Origin of the sequence: Paenibacillus eucommiae (assembly GCF_017874215.1) — a bacterium.
Taxonomy (GTDB): Bacteria; Bacillota; Bacilli; order Paenibacillales; family NBRC-103111; genus Paenibacillus_AI; species Paenibacillus_AI eucommiae.
This window is the reverse complement of the sequence record NZ_JAGGLB010000053.1, coordinates 25,979-49,258: the sequence shown is the minus strand read 5'-3', so window position 1 is coordinate 49,258 and position 23,280 is coordinate 25,979. Positions and strand designations below refer to the sequence as shown.

The 23,280-nt window shown below is 45.2% G+C and carries 20 protein-coding genes; 19 read left to right on the top strand and 1 reads right to left on the bottom strand.

Annotated features, from left to right (window positions below; translation table 11 throughout):
* Positions 1 to 466 precede the first annotated feature (466 nt).
* Positions 467 to 1,234, bottom strand: a complete 768-nt coding sequence (locus tag J2Z66_RS39965) for a GntR family transcriptional regulator (RefSeq protein WP_209979290.1) — start codon at positions 1,232 to 1,234, stop codon at positions 467 to 469.
* 243 nt (positions 1,235 to 1,477) lie between these two features.
* Between J2Z66_RS39965 and J2Z66_RS39960 the strand changes: the two genes are divergently transcribed.
* From J2Z66_RS39960 to J2Z66_RS39870, 19 genes are all read left to right on the top strand, one after another.
* The gene (locus J2Z66_RS39960) at positions 1,478 to 2,617 is read left to right on the top strand and encodes an SIS domain-containing protein (protein WP_209979288.1); all 1,140 of its coding nucleotides are present in this window, start codon (positions 1,478 to 1,480) and stop codon (positions 2,615 to 2,617) included.
* 12 nt (positions 2,618 to 2,629) lie between these two features.
* Positions 2,630 to 3,034 (top strand): secondary thiamine-phosphate synthase enzyme YjbQ, encoded by a 405-nt coding sequence (locus tag J2Z66_RS39955; RefSeq protein ID WP_209979286.1) that lies wholly within the window; start codon positions 2,630 to 2,632, stop codon positions 3,032 to 3,034.
* Between the two features lie 21 nt (positions 3,035 to 3,055).
* A complete protein-coding gene (locus J2Z66_RS39950) occupies positions 3,056 to 4,399 on the top strand; it encodes an ABC transporter substrate-binding protein (protein WP_209979284.1) in 1,344 nt (447 codons plus the stop codon).
* Positions 4,400 to 4,485: 86 nt separating this feature from the next.
* Positions 4,486 to 5,349, top strand: a complete 864-nt coding sequence (locus J2Z66_RS39945; RefSeq protein ID WP_209979282.1) for a carbohydrate ABC transporter permease — start codon at positions 4,486 to 4,488, stop codon at positions 5,347 to 5,349.
* Between the two features lie 12 nt (positions 5,350 to 5,361).
* The gene (locus tag J2Z66_RS39940; protein WP_209979280.1) at positions 5,362 to 6,198 is read left to right on the top strand and encodes a carbohydrate ABC transporter permease; all 837 of its coding nucleotides are present in this window, start codon (positions 5,362 to 5,364) and stop codon (positions 6,196 to 6,198) included.
* An 8-nt stretch (positions 6,199 to 6,206) separates the two neighbouring features.
* Positions 6,207 to 8,327 (top strand): ADP-ribosylglycohydrolase family protein, encoded by a 2,121-nt coding sequence (locus tag J2Z66_RS39935; protein WP_209979278.1) that lies wholly within the window; start codon positions 6,207 to 6,209, stop codon positions 8,325 to 8,327.
* 31 nt (positions 8,328 to 8,358) lie between these two features.
* Complete coding sequence (locus J2Z66_RS39930; RefSeq protein WP_209979276.1) at positions 8,359 to 10,455, top strand: ADP-ribosylglycohydrolase family protein; 2,097 nt, start codon at positions 8,359 to 8,361, stop codon at positions 10,453 to 10,455.
* A 19-nt stretch (positions 10,456 to 10,474) separates the two neighbouring features.
* Complete coding sequence (locus tag J2Z66_RS39925; RefSeq protein ID WP_209979274.1) at positions 10,475 to 11,380, top strand: carbohydrate kinase family protein; 906 nt, start codon at positions 10,475 to 10,477, stop codon at positions 11,378 to 11,380.
* 1 nt (position 11,381) lies between these two features.
* Entirely contained in the window at positions 11,382 to 12,335 is a 954-nt protein-coding gene (locus J2Z66_RS39920) for a nucleoside hydrolase (protein ID WP_209979272.1), read from the top strand.
* A 44-nt stretch (positions 12,336 to 12,379) separates the two neighbouring features.
* Positions 12,380 to 13,297, top strand: coding sequence for a ribokinase (gene rbsK / locus J2Z66_RS39915; RefSeq protein WP_209979270.1), 918 nt, complete (start codon positions 12,380 to 12,382; stop codon positions 13,295 to 13,297).
* A 61-nt stretch (positions 13,298 to 13,358) separates the two neighbouring features.
* Entirely contained in the window at positions 13,359 to 15,137 is a 1,779-nt protein-coding gene (gene ade / locus J2Z66_RS39910; protein WP_209979268.1) for an adenine deaminase, read from the top strand.
* A gap of 302 nt (positions 15,138 to 15,439) precedes the next feature.
* Positions 15,440 to 16,210 (top strand): HAD-IIA family hydrolase, encoded by a 771-nt coding sequence (locus J2Z66_RS39905; RefSeq protein WP_209979266.1) that lies wholly within the window; start codon positions 15,440 to 15,442, stop codon positions 16,208 to 16,210.
* A 10-nt stretch (positions 16,211 to 16,220) separates the two neighbouring features.
* Positions 16,221 to 16,670, top strand: a complete 450-nt coding sequence (locus J2Z66_RS39900) for a hypothetical protein (protein WP_209979264.1) — start codon at positions 16,221 to 16,223, stop codon at positions 16,668 to 16,670.
* A gap of 159 nt (positions 16,671 to 16,829) precedes the next feature.
* Positions 16,830 to 18,137 (top strand): sn-glycerol-1-phosphate dehydrogenase, encoded by a 1,308-nt coding sequence (locus tag J2Z66_RS39895; RefSeq protein ID WP_209979262.1) that lies wholly within the window; start codon positions 16,830 to 16,832, stop codon positions 18,135 to 18,137.
* A 90-nt stretch (positions 18,138 to 18,227) separates the two neighbouring features.
* Positions 18,228 to 18,989, top strand: a complete 762-nt coding sequence (locus J2Z66_RS39890; protein ID WP_209979260.1) for a DeoR/GlpR family DNA-binding transcription regulator — start codon at positions 18,228 to 18,230, stop codon at positions 18,987 to 18,989.
* A gap of 28 nt (positions 18,990 to 19,017) precedes the next feature.
* Positions 19,018 to 20,124 (top strand): ABC transporter ATP-binding protein, encoded by a 1,107-nt coding sequence (locus tag J2Z66_RS39885; protein WP_209979257.1) that lies wholly within the window; start codon positions 19,018 to 19,020, stop codon positions 20,122 to 20,124.
* Positions 20,117 to 20,995, top strand: a complete 879-nt coding sequence (locus tag J2Z66_RS39880; RefSeq protein ID WP_209979256.1) for a carbohydrate ABC transporter permease — start codon at positions 20,117 to 20,119, stop codon at positions 20,993 to 20,995. Before J2Z66_RS39885 ends, J2Z66_RS39880 begins: the two co-directional genes overlap by 8 nt.
* A gap of 103 nt (positions 20,996 to 21,098) precedes the next feature.
* Positions 21,099 to 21,866 carry a carbohydrate ABC transporter permease gene (locus J2Z66_RS39875; protein WP_209979294.1) on the top strand — a complete coding sequence of 256 codons (768 nt, stop codon included), beginning with the start codon at positions 21,099 to 21,101 and terminating at the stop codon, positions 21,864 to 21,866.
* 51 nt (positions 21,867 to 21,917) lie between these two features.
* Positions 21,918 to 23,243: an ABC transporter substrate-binding protein gene (locus tag J2Z66_RS39870; protein ID WP_209979254.1), complete on the top strand. Its 1,326-nt coding sequence runs from the start codon at positions 21,918 to 21,920 to the stop codon at positions 23,241 to 23,243.
* Positions 23,244 to 23,280 lie beyond the last annotated feature (37 nt).

The following is a 23,280-nucleotide window of genomic DNA, read 5'->3' as shown; positions in this document are numbered from 1 at the left end:
CTCTTGTGGATCTGGACAATTCCGAGAGTATACCCTACCATTTTTGTCTTGGAAACACTCCAATTTTTGGTACACAGACTATTTTACGCCACCGGACCCAGTGCTTTTAACGATGAAAAACATCGTTAAAGTAGCAGGCAGGGGACTCTTCCCCCTTCTTTATTTCTTCTTCGTTCCTAGCGCTGCGTTCGCTAGGAAATCCCCTTCTAATCAAGAGAAAAACCCTTGCTGGCTGTTCGTTTGAGCTTGATGTTCGTGTGATTCGTGCGATTGTAACTAAAGAGAGGGGATGGCTGTGGGCGGAAGAGCGGTAGCGTCCGCATTTAAAGATTTGTTCCACCCTTCACATCCATTACAATCAAAGGAACAAATCTTTAACAGCGGCTGGAGCCCACAGCCATTTCCTCCGCAACGCACCAAAGCCATGAACACGCTCATCAATGGACGCCGCAAGGCGTTTTTCACATTATAAATAATCATCATTGGCAATGCTTAAATTGAACTTCACCCGATCCCCAAGCCATATGGTAGACGAGTATTCCAGAGGTGTCTGATCGGCCAGGAAAGATGTGCTTTTAATCAGCATGGCTGGAGATAAGTAGTTAATGTTCAATGTCTTCATATCGGAAGCATCGGGAATAATGGCTTGAATGGAATTCTCCATGCTTTTTGGTTTAAGGCTATACACATTGGCAAGAGTCAGGCTTAGCCGATTTTCTATTAAAAGATTTTCCGTAATTCTCGGCACTTTCGAATTTGCAAGCCAAGAGCGGTTGAGGCCAATGGGCTTATTGTTGAAAATAAAAACTCGTTTGATGTAAGCCAGCTGTTCTTTGTCATCCAATTTCAAAATCTTGTTAATGTAGGGAATGGGCTCGGATAGATGAGAGGAAAGGATCAGCGGCGTGATATTGATGCCGTTCTCCTGCATACGGCTGCTGAGTGTGGATGGCAGACTAAAGTCATGGAGCACTGGCTGCGGATTTTTTTGAACAAATACTCCCCGTCCTTGCTCCTTCTTGATAATCCCCTCAGCATGCAAAGCATCTAAAGATTTTCTTAAGGTGACCCTGCTAATGCCGTATTCTTCGGTTAATTGGTTTTCGGATGGAATCTTCTCATTAACTTCCCACTCATTATTCGTAATTCTCTCTCTAATACTTGAGGCTACTTGATAATATATCGGAATGGGTGAGTCTTTATCAATGTTTATCGTAATGGAATGATTATTCATCGGGAATCATCGCCTGCTTTCTGAACAGCTTGTATCTATATATATACAATACATTTTTAAATGAAAAAAGTAAAACAAAAAAATCATCAAGTGTTTCGATTCGATATCAAGCAGGTATAGGATTTCAACTACTGTTGGACTGCTGTTTGAATAAGACCTGAAGAAAAATGATTGCGTTAACATGTATGGTTGTGTTATTCTCAATACAAGTTAGCGAAGACAAACTAAAGGGGGGAATCATCTTTGGGGAATTACGATCATGCAATGAGGAGACAAGTATTTAGTCTGCCAGAGCTGATGAAGCAGCAATATGAGGATCTGGAGCCTAAAACAAGAAAAGTTTTATCCACACCTGAAATTTTTTCCATTCAAAGAATCATATTAACGGGTTGTGGCGATTCCTATGCCGCAGGATTGGCAACGAAGCATATTTTTGAATTATTGACAGGCATTCCGACAGAGGTAGTAACTTCCATTGAATTGGCCAGGCTTTATGATAAGAAGCAATTGGGTTTTTCGCCCAACAATCCATTAGTTATCGCTGTGAGTCATTCGGGAAGTGTGGCAAGAGTAGGCGAGTCTGTAGAACGGGCCAATAAATACGGCGCTTTAACGTTAGGTGTAACCTCCAATCGGGAATCCTATCTGGGCCGATCGAGCCAAAAAATATTGGATGTGGACATTCCAGCATTTGAACCGTCGCCTGGTGTGAGAAGCTATATGGTTTCTGTACTCGCGCTATTGCTGCTGGCTATCAGATTTGGTGAGGTTCGCGGCAGCTACACGATGGATACGGCGATGAGTTACCGGGCTGATATTGCAGCTCAAGCGGAGGCATTGGAGAAGATGCTGCCTTCCATCGATCAGTCTATAGCAGCTTTAGCAGCGGAATGGTCACAGCTGGAAGCTTTTGATTTTACCGGAGTGGGCTTTGATTATGCAGCAGCTTGGTATGGACATGCGAAGATGTTCGAAGCAGCCGGTAAATACGCCATGCACGTGAATACGGAGGAATGGCTTCACTTGAATTTCTTTATGAGGAACTTCGACAAAATCGGAACCGTGATGTTTGCAAATGCCTCCAATCCGGGATTATCCCGGGCAAAAGAAGCGATCGCTCACGCCGCAGATGATTTGGGACGTCCTACCTTGGTGGTTTCAGATATAGCTGCCTCGGAATTCTCAGAAAAATGTACAGTAGTCGCTACGCCAACAACCCGATTCCCAATAACAATACCGCTCACTCAGTTCGTACCAGCTGCGCTTTTAAGCGGGTATATTGCCACAATTATTGGTGAAGATGATGGAAGAGGTACGAAGGATAATTGGTCTTTTGCGCAGAATGGTCATGCCGTGAAAAACAGTGAAATTATTATAGATTAATAGGGAGAAACTATGCTGAGAAATTTTAAATTAAAGACGAAAGAAAAAGATGTGGTCAAGCTCAATGAGGAGATCGTTCAGTTCGTGAAGGAAAGTGGCGTGGAAAGCGGAACATGCACCATTTATACACCGCATACAACAGCCGGACTAACGATTACATCGTTCTGGGATCCAAGAGGTCTGGAAGATCTGCAGGATGAAATTTGCCGGATCGTTCCGACAAGGATTGATTTCAAGCATCAGCATGATACCCCGCAGGACGCAGCCGGACATATCAAATCCTCGTTAATTGGAGTCACAATGACTTTAATTATTCATCAGGGAGAGCTGCTGGTCGGGCATTCACAAGGGATTTATTTTATGGAATTCGACGGACCTAGAACTAGAGAATATTATGTGAAAATACAAGCTGATTAATGATGCTGGAGGGAAAATGAAATGAAACATAAATGGCAGATCGTTGTTGGATTGCTGATGGTCATCATGCTTGCTGCTTGTTCTTCGTCGAATGGTGAAACGGAAAAAGGAAAAGAAAAGCTGACATTATGGTTCTGGGGAGCAGCCCCTGAATATCAGGCAACGATGAATAAAGTGTTGGTGGACAAGTATAATCAGTCCCAGGACAAATATGAATTAGTGGTTGAATTCAGAAACTCTGTGGATAAAGATATATCCGTTGCCTTATCAGCTGGCCAAGGTCCTGATATTGTGTACGGCTCAGGCCCTTCATTTGTCATTCCTTATGCAGAAGCGGGAAAAATTGAACCTTTGGATACCTACGCTGAGAAGTATGGCTGGAAAGATCGGATTATCGACTCCGTATATGAATCCGGGACGGTTAATGGCAAGCTGTACAGCTTGGGCAACTCCCTGAATACAGAAGGAATCTTTTACAATAAAAAAGTACTAAAGGATAACAACTGGGAAGTTCCTAAAACGGTAGAAGATATTGAAAAAATCATGGACGAAGCGATGAAAAAAGGCATGTATGGCTCTGTAACGGGCAATAAAGGATGGAAGCCGGTAAACGAAAACTATACGTCTATTTTCCTGACCCATTTTGCGGGTAGAAACACGGTGTATGAGGCATTGACTGGCAGTAAGAAATGGACAGATCCCGCGATAGTTGGCGCACTTGATAAATCTAAAGAATGGTACAAAAAAGGATACCTTGCCGGTAACGACTACACGAATTTAACATTTAATGAAGCTATTCAACTGCTGGCTGATGAGAAGTCACCTTTCTTCTTTGGACCTTCTCTTGTGTTTCAATTTGCAGCGCAATCTTTCACAGATGATATTGTAGATAATCTAGGATTTATGCCATTCCCGACAATGGGCGGTTCTCCGGATGAGCCTGACTATACGTTAGGAGTTACAGCATCGCTATCTATTAATGCAAATTCCAAGCATAAAGAGGGTGCGGCAGAAGTCCTCGATATGATGATGACCAATGCATTTATGAATGAAATGACCATAAGCTGGCCTGGATATTGGGGAGTTCCGTTAAAAGACCTGAAGATCGAGACGGACAAAATGTCTGCGCTTTCAAAGCTTTATGCAGAAAGTATTTACGATATGATCGATGGAGTAAATAAAGGCCATTTTGGCTACTATGCAGGTGTGTTTCTACCGCCAGCAGCCAAGCAGGTTTTCCTCGATATTGATTCTGTCTGGCAGGATCAAACGACAAGTCAGGCGTTAATGGAGAAGGCGCAGACCGAGTTTGATAAAGATGTGCAAAAAGGCCTGCTGCCGCCAATTCCAAAACCAGCAAAATAAATTTCTGCAGCAGGGGATTTCATTAGAGCTTGCCAGGATCCCCTGCTCTTTCTTTAAGTCCTGTAAGAAGAGGGGAAGAGTTGCAGATGAGAAAAGCAATTAATTATGTCTTAATAGCTCCAGCTCTATTAATTAGTCTCTTAGTCGTTTTTATACCTGGAGTATTAACGATGCTTGCCGCATTTACAGATTGGAATGGAGTATCCACTTCTCCAAAATTTATTGGTTTACAGAACTTTATAGAAATTTTCGATGATAAAATCTTTTGGAAAGCGATATTCAACAACGCCCAATGGACCGTCTTGTTTATTACAATTCCAGTAGTCATAGGGCTATTAACCGCGATGCTGTTATTGAAACGTAAAAATAGCCGAAGCGCATATCAGTTGGTTTTCTTGTTTCCCTATGTGCTGGCACCAGCGACGAATGCGATGCTCTGGTTGAACATTATTTTCAATCCGGTATCCGGTGTTGTTGGATATTTGAAAAATAACTTGGGATTGCCTATAACTTCACCGCTCTCCTCTGTAAACTCAGCGCTCTATGCTGTTGCAGCCGTTGATATATGGCATTACTGGGGGTTTCTAACGGTGGTCTATCTCGCAGCACTTCGCCAAACTCCGAAGGAACAGCTTGAAGCTGCGGAACTGGAAGGGTGTAACGGCTGGCAGCTATTCAGATATGTATACTTCCCATCTATTAAACCGACATTTAGTATTATGCTTGTCATGATCATTATCTTCTCATTTTTGACTTTCGACTATGTGTATTTATTAACAGGCGGTGGTCCGGCTCACTCCACTGAAATGCTGAGCACTTATGCTTATACGTTTGCATTCTCTACATTTCAGGTAGGCAAGGCAGCATCTGTAGCCCTGTTCATGAGTGTATTGGGTCTGCTTGCTTCATGCCTGTATATTTGGTTGAGTAAGAACGAGTTGAAAGGCTGAGGGAGTGCTTCAATGAGTATAAACCTAAAAAAGAAAAAAAATGCTGTTGTATCGCATACCATATTAATTTTGTTTGCTTTAACGGCTTTGCTGCCGCTTGCCTTAGTACTGCTGAATAGCTTTAAGGACCAAAGATCGATCGTGAAAAATCCCTTATCCTGGCCGCAAATGTGGCAGTTCTCTAACTATGTGGATGCTTGGAAGGCTGCGCATTTTAGCACTGGATTTGTGAATAGTCTCTTATTGACGGGTACGACCATTATTATTGTACTGCTCGCTGCATCGTTAGCCGGCTACGTGTTGGCAGGAAATAGAATAAAAGGTACAATGCTTGTCACTATTTATTTTATGGTAGCCATGACGGTTCCGATTCAATTGTTTTTATTTCCGCTTTATTTTGTTATGGCGAAGTTGGGATTATTGGGTAACGTATTTGCTGTCGGGTTTATTTTGGCTGCTGTTAATATGCCGCTTTCGATTTTTCTGATGCGGACGTTCTTTGTTAATATTCCTGTTGAATTGGAAGAAGCAGCGCGGATGGACGGGGCAACAACGATGCAGCTCATTTCGAAGGTCATGATCCCGCTTGTGCGTCCCGGTTTGTTAACCGTCAGTATCATTGTGGGTATATCTGCGTGGAACGAGTTTCTTATTACATCTACCTTTTTGCAAGGGCAGGATAGTTTCACAGCAACGCTTGGATTTCTTTCATTGAATAATACGTACAACACGAACCAGGGCTTAATGATGGCGGCATCCGTGATCATGATCGGTCCATTAATCATTTTCTTTCTTGGGGTTCAGAAATACTTTATTGACGGATTGGTCAGTGGTTCTGTTAAAGGGTGAGGTGAAAAATGACTGTTGCACAATATAAAAATCAAATCTATGCAGGCGTACTGGGGAAAATCATTGGTGTTTATTTAGGACGGCCCATTGAAGGCTGGACGTATGAGGCGATACGGGATTCCTTTTGTGATGTTAATTATTTTGTGAACAAAAAGGTGGGTGTCCCGCTGATTGTCCCGGATGACGATATTTCTGGCACCTTCGTTTTCTTCAGATCCCTGGAGGACAATCACTTTCCGGCGGATTTATCTGCTGCGCAAATCGGCGATACGTGGCTGAATTATATTATTGAAAACAAAACGGTCCTCTGGTGGGGAGGCCTCTCACGATCAACGGAACATACGGCGTTCTTACGATTGAAGAATGGCATCAAAGCTCCTGAAAGCGGCTCAAGCCTGCTCAACGGAAGAAGCATTTCCGAGCAAATCGGGGCGCAGATCTTTATTGATGCCTGGGCGCTGGCTTGTCCGAATCAGCCTGAACGGGCCATAACACTGGCTCGTCATGCAGCAAGTGTCAGCCATGACGGAATTGCTGTTGACGCGGCCTGCTTCCTGGCGTATATGGAAGCAAGTGCTTTTGAAGAAAAGAGCCTTCATAAGCTTATAGATAGGGGACTCTCAAGAGTCAATAATCCCTTACTCACGGAGCTTGTTAACGATCTAAGAAGAGAGTGTGAGCAAACGGATGATTGGCGCATTGTCAGGGAATGGATAGCGGTCAATCATGGATACGACAAATATCCTGGCAGCTGCCCTATGGTCACCAATCATTTAGCGGTTATGATGGCCTTGCTTATGGCCGGAGATGATTTTCAGAAATCCATCATGATCGCTTCCTCAGCCGGATGGGATACCGATTGCAATGCCGGAAATGTCGGCTGTTTAAATGGCATTCGCCTCGGCTTGGAGGGAATCGGCCAAGGGCCTGATTTCAGGAAAGCGATTAGCGACCGGATTTATGTGGTGTCTGCGGATGGAGGCAGCTGCATCACAGATGCTGTTATCGAAACCCGCAAAATCGTCAAAGCAGCGGCTGCATGGATGGGAGAAGAGAGTCCGGCTGAATCAAGCCGCTTTGCTTTCGAATATCCCGGCTCAACGCAAGGGTTCATTCCTTATACAGATACACTTGAAGAACAGGCGGACACCACCCTGTATAACTTAAATCTGATTGAACAAGAGAATGGACTGGTCATCGAATACCATCATCTGGCTAAAGGCAATTCTTCCATGGTTGCTGTCGATACATTTGTTGAGCTGCAGTCAAGAGGAAAAGAAGGAACGAGCTATTTTGAGGTCTTGGCTTCCCCTAGTCTATATGCCACACAAACCGTAAATATGGAAGTGCTATTCAGAGAGGAACAAGCCCCACAATTCAAAATGTTCATCGATGTGTATGGGAAAGAAGATGTGATTTATAAAATCTACAGCCCGGAGTTTTCCCTCAACAAAGCTATCAATCATTTAAGTTGGGAGCTGCCCAATACAAACGGTCATGCCATATACAGATTCGGGATCGAGTTAACGAGCGATAAGCGTCTCGATGGGAGTGTAATTATCAAGAGTATTGACTGGAAAGGTGCTCCCAAGCATTTTGAAATGAAAAGAGCAATTGACTTAACGCCAAGCTTATCACCTTGGACAACCAATACAACCTGGATTAAATCTTTTATGAGCTCCATAGATAACTTTAACCCGGACTTCGCGGAAACCTTTTCGATCTCTCATCCTACAACCAATGGTGTTGCAACGATCGGTGGAACGGATTGGGACAATTACTGCGTATCTTCACAGTTGATATGTACCAATCAGGAATCAGCCGGACTTATAGCAAGGGCCAAGGGGCATCGAAGATATTATGCCGCCAAGTTCACGAAGGATAAATTGCAGATTTGCAAAAATAAAGATGATTGCTCCATACAATTGGCGGCTGTAGATTTCGATTTGCAGTTGGATAGAAGATATGAGGTTTCCTTTTATGTAAAGAAAGAGCTGCTAAGCGTCGCGGTAGACGGAGAGGTCATTATCTCCATCGAAGATCATGAATATACATCCGGAGGAGCCGGGTTCCTGGTTGAATCGGGTGCCATATTGGCAAATGGATTTAAAGTTGAAGCCATTGTTTGATAAGCGATTGAGGAATTCAGGAGGGAGATCCATGACTGTTAAAGATTATTCGGAAGCTATCTACGCAGGTGTGCTGGGTAAAATAATTGGGGTTTATCTCGGACGGCCTGTTGAGGGTTGGGATTACAAAAAAATTCAAGAAGAGTTTGGTGAGCTTCATTATTATGTTCATGAACAATGCGGTGTTCCATTAATCGTTTCAGATGATGATATTTCAGGGACTTTTGGATTTTTTAAAACGCTCAAAGATAATAATTACCAAAATTTAACATCCAAACAATTCGGGAACTCATGGTTAAATTATATTATTGAAGACAAAACCGTCCTCTGGTGGGGAGGTCTAGGACGTTCCACAGAGCATACCGCCTTTTTAAGATTGAAAAATGGGGTGGAGGCACCGCTGAGTGGTTCGATTGCCTATAACGGTACCACCTTGGCCGAGCAGATTGGGGCGCAGATTTTTATCGATGCTCTTGCCATGTCATGTCCGGATGATCCGGATCTGGCGGTCAAGCTGATTAAAGCATCGGCAAGTGTGAGTCATGATGGCATGGCCGTTGAAGCCGCGTGTTTCCTTGGTGCGATGCAGGCCATGGCTTTCTCCGAGAAGAATATGGATACGCTTATGGATAATGGGATGAAATATTTGTCCAGTGAGCTGCTGATTAAAGCGATCCAGGATGTAAGGGAGATTTGTTCCAAGGAAACGGATTGGCGCAAAGTAAGAGCTTATATGGAGCCCAAATATGGATATGAAGTTTATCCGGGCTGCTGTCACATCATTCCCAACCATCTCATGGTGATCGCTTCCTTATTACTGGGCGGGGATGATTTTCAAAAGTCGATTATGATTGCAGCTTCTGCTGGCTGGGATACGGACTGCAATGCAGGCAATGTCGGCTGTCTGAATGGCATTCGTCTCGGATTGGACGGCATAGATAAAGGCGCGAATTTCAGAAAGCCGGTTTCTGACCTGATGTATGTGGTAACCGCTGATGGGGGCTCGGTCGTCACAGATGCTGTGAAAGAAGCCCATAAAATTATTGAAGCCAGCTATCGGCTGAAGGGTCAGGATTATGAGGGACAGCCTAAGAAGTACACCTTCGATTTTAAAGGATCTACGCAAGGCTTTGAGCCCTGCCCGCATGCTGAGCCTAAATGGGATATCGTGCAATTATCAAATAGTAATGAAACACTGTCTCAGAATGGACTACTCATTTCTTTCCATCATCTGGCTAAGGGAATGGCCGGACGCATTTCGACGCCAACTTTTATTGATTTTGACAAGCTGGCAGCAAACTTCTCAACCGTTGCAAGTCCAACCCTCTATTCCACACAAAAAGTAGAAGCGACATTTATTAATCCCAATCATGAGTCTATTCAAGTAAGACAATACGCGCTTTATTATGATAAGGATGATACGGTCCATACAGCATATGGGGAATGGCAAAGTCTTGAGAGCGGAGAGTCTACGTATACTTGGTCGGTTCCGGATACAAAGGGAATGCCAATTTTTAGAATCGGGTATGAATTTGGCTCGGATCAGCGATTTAATAAGCAAATAATCTTGAAGGATATGGATTGGAAGGGGGCACCAAAGCTCTTCTATCAAACCGGCATGATGATGACCTCGATCTGGAAAACGAATCCTTTCTGGCTGCAGACCTGGACAAGCTCGGCCAAGCATTTTGCTGCTGATTTTAAATATACATTCTGCATCTCGCATCATGAGGCGAACGGAATTGCAACAATTGGCTCCAAGGATTGGGATCATTATTCGGTTGAATCCCGGTTAATTTTCAGTCTTCATGGCAGGGCGGGATTGGTAGCGAGAAGCAATGGTCATAGAAGGTATTATGCCGCTGTGTATGAAGGTGGCAATCAGGTTTCCATTATCGCAAGGAAAGACCATGAGGTGAAGGTGCTGGCTTCTGCCCCATTCTCCTATGAAGAAGATCGGCTGTACCATACCCGATTTAATGTAATTGGAAATCAGCTTTCATTAGTCGTTGAAGGCGAAGAGCTGATATCTGTAACAGATGATGACAATCTCTATTCCAGTGGAGCAGCGGGCTTCTTGATGGAAAAGGGAACCATGGTAGCAGATGGATTTATGATCAAAAGCTAAGGGTTAGGAGTCCTGCAGGATGAAGTATGTAATGGTTTCGACAGCCGTGACGGATCTGACTTATCCCTATGGCCATACCGATCCAACTGCCGCTCTTGGCGGGGCAGGCACTTATGCGCTTGCAGGGGCGAAGGTATGGACAGATGATGTTACGCTTGTGACAGGAGTAGGGGCAGATTTTGCTGGTGCGCATGGGCACTGGTTTGAGACGAATGAGATCAGCATGAATCATATTCTTGTAAAAGACGTCCATACGCCTACCACGTTAATTCATTATTTCAAAGATGGGGAAAGGAAAGAAACATCGGCCTTTGGAAGTGAGCATTATCGCCTGATGGAAGCTGGAACGGATGACATTCAGGCTGCCTTGGGCCCGGATGTGAAGGGTGTTTATATTTTCAAAGAAGCCATTTTGGAATATTGGCAGGCTGTCAGCTCGATGAAGCAGGCATATGGATGTACAGTGCTTTGGGAAATCAATGCCGATTCAGCGGCGTACAGCCAGATGGATCATGTAAGAAAAATTGCAGAAATGATTGATATTTTTTCGATTAATATGACGGAAGCCAGATCGCTCCTTAACCTGCATACGGTAGACGAGATCGTTGAACAGTTCCGTTCGTGGAAAACGCCGCTCGTATTTTTAAGGGATGGCGGAAGAGGGGCGTACATGATTGCCAGGGATGAATATGTTCATGTGCCACCCGTCCAAGATGTGAATGTTGTCGATGCAACTGGCGGGGGAAACAGCTCCTCAGCTGGAGTTTTATATGGCATATGTGAAGGCTATTCGCTCTATGATGCCGGTGTTATTGGAAGTATATCCGCTTCGATCTGCTTGGAACAACAGGGGGTACCAGAGTTCCTGGATGCAGATTTGAGAAAACGGGCTAACCGGCTATTAGAAAATATGAGGAGGAAGTAAAATGACTGTTAAAAAAGTAATTATTGATTGTGATCCAGGTATGGACGATTCATTGGCCCTGATTTTGGCTTGCAAGAGCAAGGAATTGGATGTTAAAGCTATCACTACAGTTTCTGGAAACTATCATGTAGATATTACTTCTGTCAATGCATTGAAAACGATGGAGTTAATTGACCGCACGGATATTCCGGTTGCGAGAGGGATGGCCAAGCCATTGGTTCGTCCGCTTGCTTCGGACCCGTTCACGCATGGCAGCGATGGTCAGGCAGAAGCCTTTCTGCCTGCACCAACCAAGCAGGTTGTAGATATGCATGCTGCGGACGTCATTATTGAAACCGTAAAGAAGTATCCGAATGAACTTTATTTGATTGCGCTGGCGCCATTATCGAATATCGCTTTGGCCTTAATGAAATGTCCGGAAATCAAAGATATGATTAAAGGGATTTACGCGATCGCAGGCGCCTATGGGTTAAACAAATATTCATCGGCCAACGCTACAGGAGATAACCCGCAAAGCGAATGGAACGTATATGTGGACCCCGAAGCCGCGGAAATCATATTTAGCTCTGGCATCCCGATAATGGCGATCGGACTTGATGTGGCAACTCATTTTGACGTTAATTTCTCCGAAGAGGATTTAGAATTGTTGAGAAAATCGGATAAGAAAGAAGCCAAGTTTCTACTCAACATGATTGAGTTTGTTACGAATCGCGGATTTGAATCCTATTGTGTTCTAATTGATTCCATGGCGGTTGCCGCGGCAATCGATGAGACACTCATTCAGACGATCAAAGGAAGAGTAGGCGTTGAAACGAAGGGGAATCTGACGCTGGGCATGACCATTTTGGACACAAGGCATCATCACACCTGGAACGACCTCCCTGAAATCCAAGTCGCTGCAGAAGCTGACTATAAAAGATTTAATGATTTAGTGCTGGAACGTATTCTGCTGTAATACTCAAGTGAAATCACAAAGTGAACCATTAAGGGTGATCAATTATGATGAAAAGTAAAATTCTGGTTATTGGCAGTATTAACATAGACTTCGTAATCAGAGTCCCTTACATTCCGATAATAGGGGAAACTATTATGGGACAATCTATCGAGAGAATAGCAGGTGGAAAAGGAGCGAATCAAGCCTTTACCGCTGCAAAGTTAGGTGCGAGTGTCACTATGCTGGGAAAGGTCGGAGGGGACGAATTCGGAGCTCCTTTAATTAAGAATTTGCAGCAGGTTGGCGTTCATACTGATTATATTCATACCGAAGCGGGAGCATCATCGGGACTTGCCATCATCAATGTGAATGATGAAGGTGACAATAGCATCGTTGTTTTATCTGGTGCAAATGAGCTTTGCGATACATCTTATATCAGGGCCCATGAACACTTATTTCAGGAAGCTGAAGTGGTTATTCTACAAATGGAGATACCTGAAGAGACTGTTTATCAGGCTATTGATCTTGCGCGAAAATACAATTCTGTTGTTATATTAAACCCAGCACCGGCTCCTGATTCTATTCATGCTGATGTGTGGAGTAAGATTGATTATTTGATCCCCAATGAGACTGAGCTTCAGAAATTATCGGGAATGGATGTTCATTCTATAGATACAGCGGAATTAGCTGCAAAAAAACTTTTATCCCAAGGTGTGAAACAAATTATTGTCACTCTCGGGAGCAAAGGGTCATTGTTCGTAAATGCGAATGAAACCATTCATTTTCCTGCTCCAATCGTCAAGGTTGTGGATACGACAGCAGCTGGCGACTCCTTTGTTGCTGCTTTTGCGGTAGGATTGACCGAAGGTAAAAGTGAGAAGGATGCGATTGCTTTTGCCATTCAAGTATCTTCGATGGTGGTCACCCGAGCAGGGGCACAACGATCCATACCAGATAGAAAAGAAGTGGATGCGGTAGACTGATATCCCTATCGGAAGGTGAGAGGTCGGAAGGTCGGAAGGAAGAGAGGAGCGTCAGCCTGGGATGAAGATAAGCGAGCCTAGCGGGACTAAATGGTCCCGAAAGATTGCTGCAGCCGCAAAAAGAGAGCTGGCCGATATTGTCATCATAAACGGACGGATCATCGATGTGTTTAATCAGACCATCATAAGCGGCGATGTTGCCATTACAGATGGCCTTATTGTAGGTATAGGCGAATATGAAGGACATGTTACGATTGATGCCAAGGACAGGTTCATCTGTCCAGGTTTTATTGATGGCCATGTGCATATAGAGTCAGCGATGCTTCCTCCAAACGAATTTGCGAAGGTTGTATTGCCGCATGGCGTTACCACCGTGATTGCCGATCCGCATGAAATTGCCAATGTTTGTGGTGAAGCGGGGCTTGATTATATGATTGCCTCATCTGAAGATATCCCGCTGGAGGTGTATTTCATGCTGCCCTCCTGTGTCCCGGCAACTCCGTTTGAGAATGCTGGAGCTAGGCTGGATGCGGAACAGTTGGCTCCCTATTACAAGCATGGGCGAGTGCTTGGTTTAGGAGAGGTTATGAATGCACCAGCAGTAATAAGCGGTGAAGCGGCGATGCTGGATAAGCTGATATCCGCATCATCACAAGGGAAATTGATTGATGGACATGCTGCTGGTTTACATGCGGATGCCATCAATGTTTACATGACCGCAGATATCCGGACAGATCATGAATGCACGGAGCCGGCGGAAGTTCTTGATCGTCTAAGCCGCGGGATGTATGTTATGCTCCGTGAAGGCTCGGCAGCGAAGAATCTTAAGCAGCTTAGCAAAGCAGTCAATTCGAAGAATGCCAGGCGCTGCCTGTTTGTTACGGATGATAGGCACTTGGATGACCTTATGGAAGAGGGAAGTATTGATCACTGTGTCCGTCTCGCCATAGCAGAGGGAATAGAGCCTTTGCTAGCGATTCAAATGGCTACGTTGAACGCAGCTGAATGCTTTGGTTTGAGGAATAAAGGAGCTATAGCCCCAGGTTATGCCGCGGACCTTATATTCCTGCACCAACTAGAGGAAGTAACGATATCCCAGGTGTATAAAGCAGGCAAGCTTGTTGCTGATGAGGGCGAGTTTCTGGAAAGCTGCACGCCATCTCCAGCGGTTCAAGCGCCTATGGGGCTGATGGATAGTATCAGGATGCTGCCGGTATCCGGGCAAGATCTGCAAATAACATTTCAGAATATCCCGGCTGTAGCGAATATCATCGAAATCATTCCGAACAGCATCCTGACCAGACATTTGGTTGAGGAAGTAGATATAGCAGATACAGCAGATACGGGTGGAGGGCGTCGTTTTCAGCCGTCTACAGTTAAAGACCAGCTGAAGATGATCGTCGTGGAACGGCATAAGGCTACGGGAAATGTGGGCGTAGGGATACTAAAAGGATTAGGCATCGCCTCCGGGGCCATTGTTTCCACGATTGCTCATGATTCACATAATGTTGTAGCGGCCGGGACCAATGACGCGGATTTACTATTGGGGCTTCACACCATCCAGGAAATAAAGGGTGGAATTGTAGTGATAGATAAGGGGAAGGTACTCGCTTCCCTTTCGCTACCTGTTGCCGGATTACTATCCGATCAGGATCATCGTTTGGTTTCCAAGCAGCTTACTGCCTTAAACGATGCCCTCCGCAGCATTGGATTCCAGGGGGATTTCAATCCTTTTCTTACCTTGTCGTTTCTGGCTTTGCCCGTAATTCCAGAAATTAAGCTGACGGATAGGGGTTTGTTTCATGTCAGGAATTTTGAGCCTATTGGTGTAGAGGTATAACTTTACGCTACTGTGTCTGCCATTTTAATATCCAAGGCCATATCCCATAGCTCTCGCACCGTCAACATGAGGAGAGCTATGCTGGATATGGCTTTTTTCCATTTTCTCATTCCAACGACCTTATGACCTTTACAAATTATTCATCCCAGGTTAACACTCGCGTAATAGTCAGTCCATATAATCAAAATGAACAATATCACGCAGAAACAAATAAATATGAACATTGATTGTTTGGAATTGCGCGCAAGGAAATGGATTGTTATCTATTCAAATGAACATAAGATGAGGTTGTGAAGTGTACCATGACAGAGAATATAGACGGCTTTGTGATTGATTTGGATGGCACTGTGTATAAGGGGAGGCAAGTAATTGAAGGTGCTGCTGATACTATTAATCGGTTGAAGCGTCTGGGGAAGCGGCTCGTATTTTTAAGCAATCGGGGGAATATTTCCAGAAAAATGTGCCATGCCAGGCTGACTGAAATGGGCCTGAACGTACAGGAAGATGAAATACTTCTTACCTCCACGGTATCTGCAAACTATTTAAAAAAGCATTATGAAAAAAGTCAGGTATGGGTGCTTGGTGAACAGGGGCTTAAAGATGAGTTGGCAGTAGCGGGTGTGATGCTGGCGGACAAGCCGGAGTCTGCTGACTGGCTATTGATTACTTTACATGAGTCGCTCACTTACAGGGAGTTGAATGATGCATTCCGTGCTGTTCGGCACGGCGCCCGGATTATGGCTACGAATGCGGATAAAACCTTCCCGGGAGACAACGGGGACTGCATAGACGTCGCGGGAATGATTGGTGCGATTACAGCATCAACCGGCAGGGAAGTGGATGTGGTGATAGGGAAGCCTTCCAAGCTTATGGCTGATGCTGCTTTGGAGGTTTTGGGACTTCCTCCTGAGCGCTGCATGGTTATTGGCGACAGCATGGAATCGGACATACAGCTCGGCAAAAATGCCGGGATGAGAACTGCCCTTGTTTTAACAGGCTCCATCAAACGGGCTGATGTTGAGGCCAGCAGTGTGAAGCCAGATTGGGTATGGGACTCAATCGCCATTTTGTGAGAAAAATGACTTGCGGCGTCCTTTGAGAAGTATGTTCGAAACTTGGGAGCGTTACGGAAGGGAATGGCTGTGGGCTCCAGCCGCTGTTAAAGATTTGTTCCTTGAATGGAATGGATGTCGGGGGTGGAACAAATCTTTAAAGGCGGACGCTATCGCTCTTCCACCCACAGCCATTCCCTCCTCCAGCTACAATTGCACGAATCACTTGAACACCCAGCTCAAACGGACTGCCAATGAGCATTTTCTCTTGGCTGAAGGAGATTTCCTAACGGGTGCGGGCGCTGGGGGTGAAGAAGGGAGAAGAAAGGGTGAGGAAGGGATGAGGAGCCCCCTGCCTGCTACTTTAGCGATGTTTTTCATCGTTAAAGGACTTGGTCGGCCTCACAACCTTACTTTAACGATGAAAAACATCGTTAAAACCCCCTTTAACCGCCATGAGAGGCCATTCGTACCCATTTAGCGATGAAAAACATCATTAAAGTGGCTGATTGACTGGGAAACACTTACTTTAACGATGAAAAACATCATTAAGTAGAAAGTACCACTCAATTTGTGGGTGTTGAGATATTACTTTTTCAGTTCTGGAAAAAAAGACGAGCGTGGGAGAAGGTCAAAACAGATGAAGACAACAATCACGGCTTTATTAGCTGAAATCAAACTCGCTGCAGCAGGCAGCAAGGACCATGCACGGAAAGCTATTGAGCTTGATTTGATCAAGATAGAACCGGGAGCCATCCAGAAGGTAGCCCCATACTTGGGGAGTAAAAGTTACCAAAAAATTAGTATTGTAGCCGATGTCACTACTTTTGACGTGGCAGGCAAGCAGCTGATGACGATTCTTGAAGGTTCAGCCTTTAGCGTATATGTAACGATCATCAAGCCTGATCGCCAAGGCGATGTGATGGCTGACGAAGCTTCATTGATCCAACTTATAACGGATATGAAGAAAAATGAGGCTGAGGTATTGATCGCGGTAGGCGGTGGTACGATTCATGATATTGCCAGGTACTCTGCATACATTTCCGGAGTTCCCTTTATCTCCGTGCCCACAGCTCCATCGGTAGATGGATTTAATTCCATGGGAGCGCCGGTCCTTCTGAGAGGAGAGAAGACAACAATCCCGGCGATGGGCCCGAGTGCTCTTTTTGCCGATCTTGACGTGCTTGTCAAAGCCCCGGCGGCTTTGGTGGCAGCGGGGTTTGGCGATATGCTGGGAAAATATACATCGCTGTTCGATTGGAAATTCGGGTCGATTACTGCAGGAGAGCCCTATATGCAAGCTGCTGCGGATATTACCAAATCTGCTCTGCTGCAATGCGTGGAGCAAGTGGATTTAATTGCCGAAAGGCAGGAAGAGGGTATCCGTACATTAATGAGCGCGTTAATTGAATCCGGCCTTGCCATGCTGTTGTTCGGCCAATCACATCCGGCCTCGGGGGCAGAGCATCATTTATCGCATTACTGGGAAATGGAGCACATTCGCCTTGGCAAAAGGCAGCTGCTGCATGGAGCTAAGGTAGGTGTGGCAAGTATCGAAATCTCCAGGCTGTATCACCGTATTGCCAAGGAGGGGGCTGGATATTGGAGGGGTGTACTTTCGAGGGGGGTACCTTCATCTATGGCAGGAGCAGGGACGGAATTCAATCTAATCGCAGCTCATTGGGAGGACATACAGCGGGAGATTTCTGAAATTCCCGACGAAGAGACGCTTAGCCGGCTTTTGCATAAATTAGGTGGCCCTGTAGCTGCTGAAGATCTGCAAATTAACCCTGAGCTGTTGAATCGAAGTCTGGAGGAAGCCTGGCGGGTTCGTCCTAACCGATTTACTCTTTTGCGTGCATACAACGAACGTGCCTTTACGTATTCTTCACGCTCATATAACACTGACGTAACGATTCATCCTTACAATCAATATGAACGGAAATAAACGAAAGCGGGCGTAAATCCGCAAATTTAAACAGCAAGTAAACATCAGAACACCACAACAGTACAATATGCAGCAAAGGCAGGGGTGGCATTGTTACCAGTTCAGAGAAAAATTCAGATTGTAGAATATGTAAGGCAGTACCGTACAGCAACGATTGCCGTGCTTGCGAAGGAGTTTAATGTTCACGAGGCGACAATCCGCAGGGATTTGACGGAAATTGAACAGGAAGGTCTGTTAAAGCGAACCCATGGCGGAGTGATTGTGGAGCAGTGGACGCATGATGAGCCTCCTTTTAACGAGAGGACGAATCAGTCGCTGGATCAAAAGATGAGAATCGGGAAGATGGCGGCAAGCCTGGTGGAGGATGGGGAGAACATTATCATCGACTCTGGGACGACAACGCTGCACATCGCGAGAAACCTGGTTCACCGGTCCAACATTACAGTGGTGACGAACGATATGAATGTGGCAGCCGAGCTGCGTGATGCTCCGCGAATTAAAGTTATATTGACAGGCGGCGAGCTGTATCCTTCCAGTTATATGCTCAACGGTATGTTTACAGATTATGTGCTCGGATCGCTGCATGTTGAAAAAGCATTTATCGGAACTCCGGCCCTGCATCCGCAGCACGGTTTAATGCATCCGGAAGCCCGGCTGGTGCCTGCCAAGCAGGGTATGATCAAAGTGGCGAGCGAAATTATTGTAGTTACGGATGACAGTAAAATCGGCAAGCTTTCCCTGCATTCGGTCGCGCCAAACACGTCGATTCATACGCTCATTACCGGGAAAGAGGCATCCGATTTCGACCTTAAACCTTTCCAGGATTGGGGCATTACGGTGATTACGGTTTGAATGCTGTAGAGAAAAGGAGGGATTCCTTATGGCATCCATTGAATTTGCAGGGGTTACAAAGTTGTTTGACAAGCATGCAGTCATTAAAAATTTGGGTTTAAAGATTGAGGACGGCAAATTTACCGTATTGGTAGGGCCATCAGGCTGCGGAAAAACTACGCTTCTGCGCATGATTGCAGGTATCGACCCCCAAACCTCCGGTTCCGTGCTGATCGATGGCAAGGATGTCACACGTATTGCGCCTGGGCAAAGAGGTGTAGCGATGGTTTTCCAAAATTATGCCCTTTACCCGACGATGTCTGTACGCGAAAACATTGAATTCGGCTTAAAAAACAATAAGGTCGGCAAAGAGGAAAGAACCCAGCTCGTAGAAAGCATCAGCGCTACGGTTGGCTTGAAGGATTATCTGGACCGCAAGCCGTCTACATTATCCGGCGGTCAACGCCAGCGTGTGGCTCTGGCCCGTGCCATGGTAAAAAAGCCGTCGGTGTTTCTGATGGACGAACCGCTTTCCAATCTGGATGCCAAGCTCAGAGCGCAGATGCGGATCGAATTGATTGAGCTGCACAAAAAGCTGGGCACTACCTTTGTCTATGTGACCCACGATCAAGTGGAAGCCATGTCGATGGCCGACACGATCGTTCTGATGAATCAAGGGCTGATTCAGCAAGAGGCTCCGCCGGATATCATCTATCGTCAGCCTAACAATCTGTTTGCTGCACAGTTTATCGGCGTTCCGCCGATGAATGTAGGCGATTTGGGGGTGGAAGGGGTGAAGTTCGGGTTTCGACCGGAGAGTGCTGTGTTATCTGGTGATCCTGTATTATCCGGTTATCCTGCAAGCCTGGAAAGTCTGGAAAGCCCAGACAACCAGGAGAAGCACCACTATTCGGTCCGGGGCGTGATTGCTACCAGGGAAATGCTCGGCTCTGAAACCCTTTATCAGGTGCGGGCCGGAAGTCATTCTTTTATGATCAAATGCACGGAAGATTTATATTTCGTTGATCAAGAGGTAAGGCTCGGTGTTTCTGCCGATAAGATGTATTTCTTTGGAGCAGACGAAAAGCGGATCGATAAGGATGATGTCCGTTTTCAGGATTATTTGCAGGTGTTGCGAGGACAGCAGCATGGATAGAACTACAATTTGGGAAAAGCTTCGATCCTACCTGATGATCGCTCCTGCTATGGCCGGCATTTTTCTTTTTGTGATTTATCCTGTCTTGTACTTAGTTTATTTAAGCTTCTTTAAATACAACCTGATGAATAAAGCCAAGAGCAAGTTTATCGGGCTGGATAATTTCAAACAAATTTTCACCCGTGATGATTTTTATCAGGCGCTTTCCAATACTTTGATTTATACGGTTGGTGTAGTCGTACTAACGATGTTGATCTCACTGCTTATGGCTCTATGGCTCAGCAAAAGGAAGCGGCTCAATGCTGTTGTACAAGCGGGCATGTTTACGCCTCATATCGTTTCTATTGTTTCTGTCTCACTAGTTTGGCTTTGGCTTATGGAACCGAATTATGGCTTGCTTAACTTTTTGCTGAAGCTTGCGGGTTTATCGCCATCCCAGTGGCTGCAAAGCTCCAGTACGGCCATGCTGTCAGTCATTATCGTATCCGTGTGGCAAAGTATCGGTTATTTCACTTTAATTATTGTAGCAGCGCTGCAAAGTGTCCCGCCAAGTCTATATGAAGCGGCTGCGCTCGACAATGCAAGCAAATTAAAAGTGTTCTACAAAATTACTTTGCCGTTTATTTCGCCGCAGCTGTTTTTCATCCTGATCATTATGACGATTGGTTCCTTTAAGGTATTTGATACAGTAAAAGTCATGACAGGTGGGGGGCCAAACGGTGCTACGAATACGCTGGTTTACTACATTTATGAATATCGGACAACGAATATTGGGTATTCGGCTGCTACCGGAGTTGTGTTGATGGCGATCATCGGACTGCTCACTTTCATCTATTTTCGGATCCTGTCCAAAAAGGTGCATTATCAATAAAAGGCCCATAGGACAGAGCCAAAAGGGGACTTCCTACTTGAACACATATCCATTCAAATATTTGCGGCTGACCTTGGAGTTTGTTTTGAAAGCAGCGGTTTTGATGATCTTTATTTTCCCTTTCCTATGGATGATTTCAACCTCACTCCAGACCTTTCGGGAGACCATGACATTTCCTCCGACGATGATTCCGGCATGGCCCCAATGGGTGAACTATGCAGATGCTATGAAGGCGGGTCCATTTCTGACCTATGCGAAAAATTCCGTTATCATCACACTTTCCATTATTGTGCTGCAGATGGTGGTGATGATCCCTGCCGCTTACGCCTTTGCCAAGTATAAATTTGCCGGAAAAACACTATTTTTTGGCCTGGTGCTGCTGGCATTTATGATACCAAACCAGATAACCTTTATTCCTGTGTATTTAATGCTGGCAGACTGGGGAATCAGCAAGACATTGCTGCCGCAAATCATTCCGTTCATGTCTAATGCATTTGGTATCTTCCTTCTGCGGCAATATTTCATGCAAATACCAGAGGAGATTATTGAAGCGGGCAGACTGGATAACGCCAGTGAGCTCAAGATTTTATGGCATATCATGCTCCCTATGTCGAAGGCGGCGCTGGCTACGATTGCGCTATTCAGCTTTGTCAGTCATTGGAACGACTACTTCTGGCCTTTGATTATGACCGATTCAGCTTCGCTTCGGCCGCTGACTGTTGGCATTGCGATGCTTAGGGAGACGGAGGGAATCAGCAACTGGCACATTATTATGGCAGGAAACGTCATCCTGGTCGTGCCTATTCTTATTGTTTATCTGTTTTGCTCCAAGCAAATCGTTAAGGCTTTTGTTTACTCGGGGATTAAATAACGATTAGTTCCCTTTCAAATAAAAAAATCAGACAAGCGGAGGCTATTACAAATGAGAAAAAAGTTGTTTAAGATGTTAGCTGTACCTATGGTGCTAGGTTTACTGGCAGGTTGTGCCGGAGGTACTACACAGCCGTCTTCATCAGAGCCAGCAAAGTCCACCACTGAGCCAGTGAATTCTACAGACCCTGCTAAAACCGACAAGGTTACCATTCAGTTCTGGCATTCCTTAGGCGGTAAGAACGGTGAATACACAGATGCTATGATCAAACGTTTTAATGAAAGCCACAAGGATATAGAGGTTGTAGGAACGTTCCAAGGAAACTATGACGAAACGGTAACCAAGCTTCAGCAAGCAATTGCTTCCAAGAATGTTCCGGATGTGGCCATGATAGAGCGGGCCTACGTGGAGCTGTTTGCGGACGCGGACGTATTGGAGGACTTGAATCCCCATCTTAAAGCTTCCGGACTGAGCACCGATTTATTTAATTCCGGTTTAATGGGACATTCGACCTTCCATGATAAACTGGTATCCTTACCTTTAAACCGCTCGACTCCGATTATGCATATTAATAAAACGATGCTGGATGAGAAAGGACTTGCAGTACCTACAACCTGGGATGAATTGAAGACAGCTGCCGAAGCTTTAACGATCAAAGAAAATGGTGCCTATACTCGCTATGGCATGACGATGCCTTATGACACCTGGTATCCTATTGCAATGATTACACAGGCTGAAGGCAAATTCTTTAGTGATGACAATAAGACGATTGGCTTTTATGATAATGGAGTAGGCGCGAAAGTATTTAACTACATGAAGGACCTTCAAAGCACAGGCGCTCTGTACTACCCTCCAGCTCAGGATTCCGGAAATATTACCTCGCAGATGTTTGCGGACGGTAAGGTTGGTATCATGTTCGGATCTACCGGCAGCATTGGCGGTCTTGCGAACTCCGTTCAGTTCGATTATGTCACTGCCTATCTGCCAAAAGATAAAGTGCATGCGAACCCTACCGGAGGTGCCAACGTGGCCATGCTTGCTGATTCTAAGAATAAAGAAGCCGCTTGGGAATTCTTGCGTTGGATGGAAACCGATCCTCAAGGTGCTCTGCCTTTCATTTTGCAAACAGGTTACCTGCCGTTTACGAAGGCAATGACGGAGTCCAAGGACATGCAGGAGCTGTGGGCGAAAGAGCCTAACCGCAAGGTAGCTTATGACCAGCTTCAATATGCTGTCGATACGAATAAGGATTTAGCTTGGCCAGAGGTTATGAAGGAATTTTTCAAGGCTATAGAGGCTATTATGTATGACAGTGAAAATGTACAGACAACACTAGATACCTTCAAGAAGGAAGCGGATAGAATATTGAAGAAATAAGCTGATAACCTGGATAATCTGAATGATGCACTTCGAA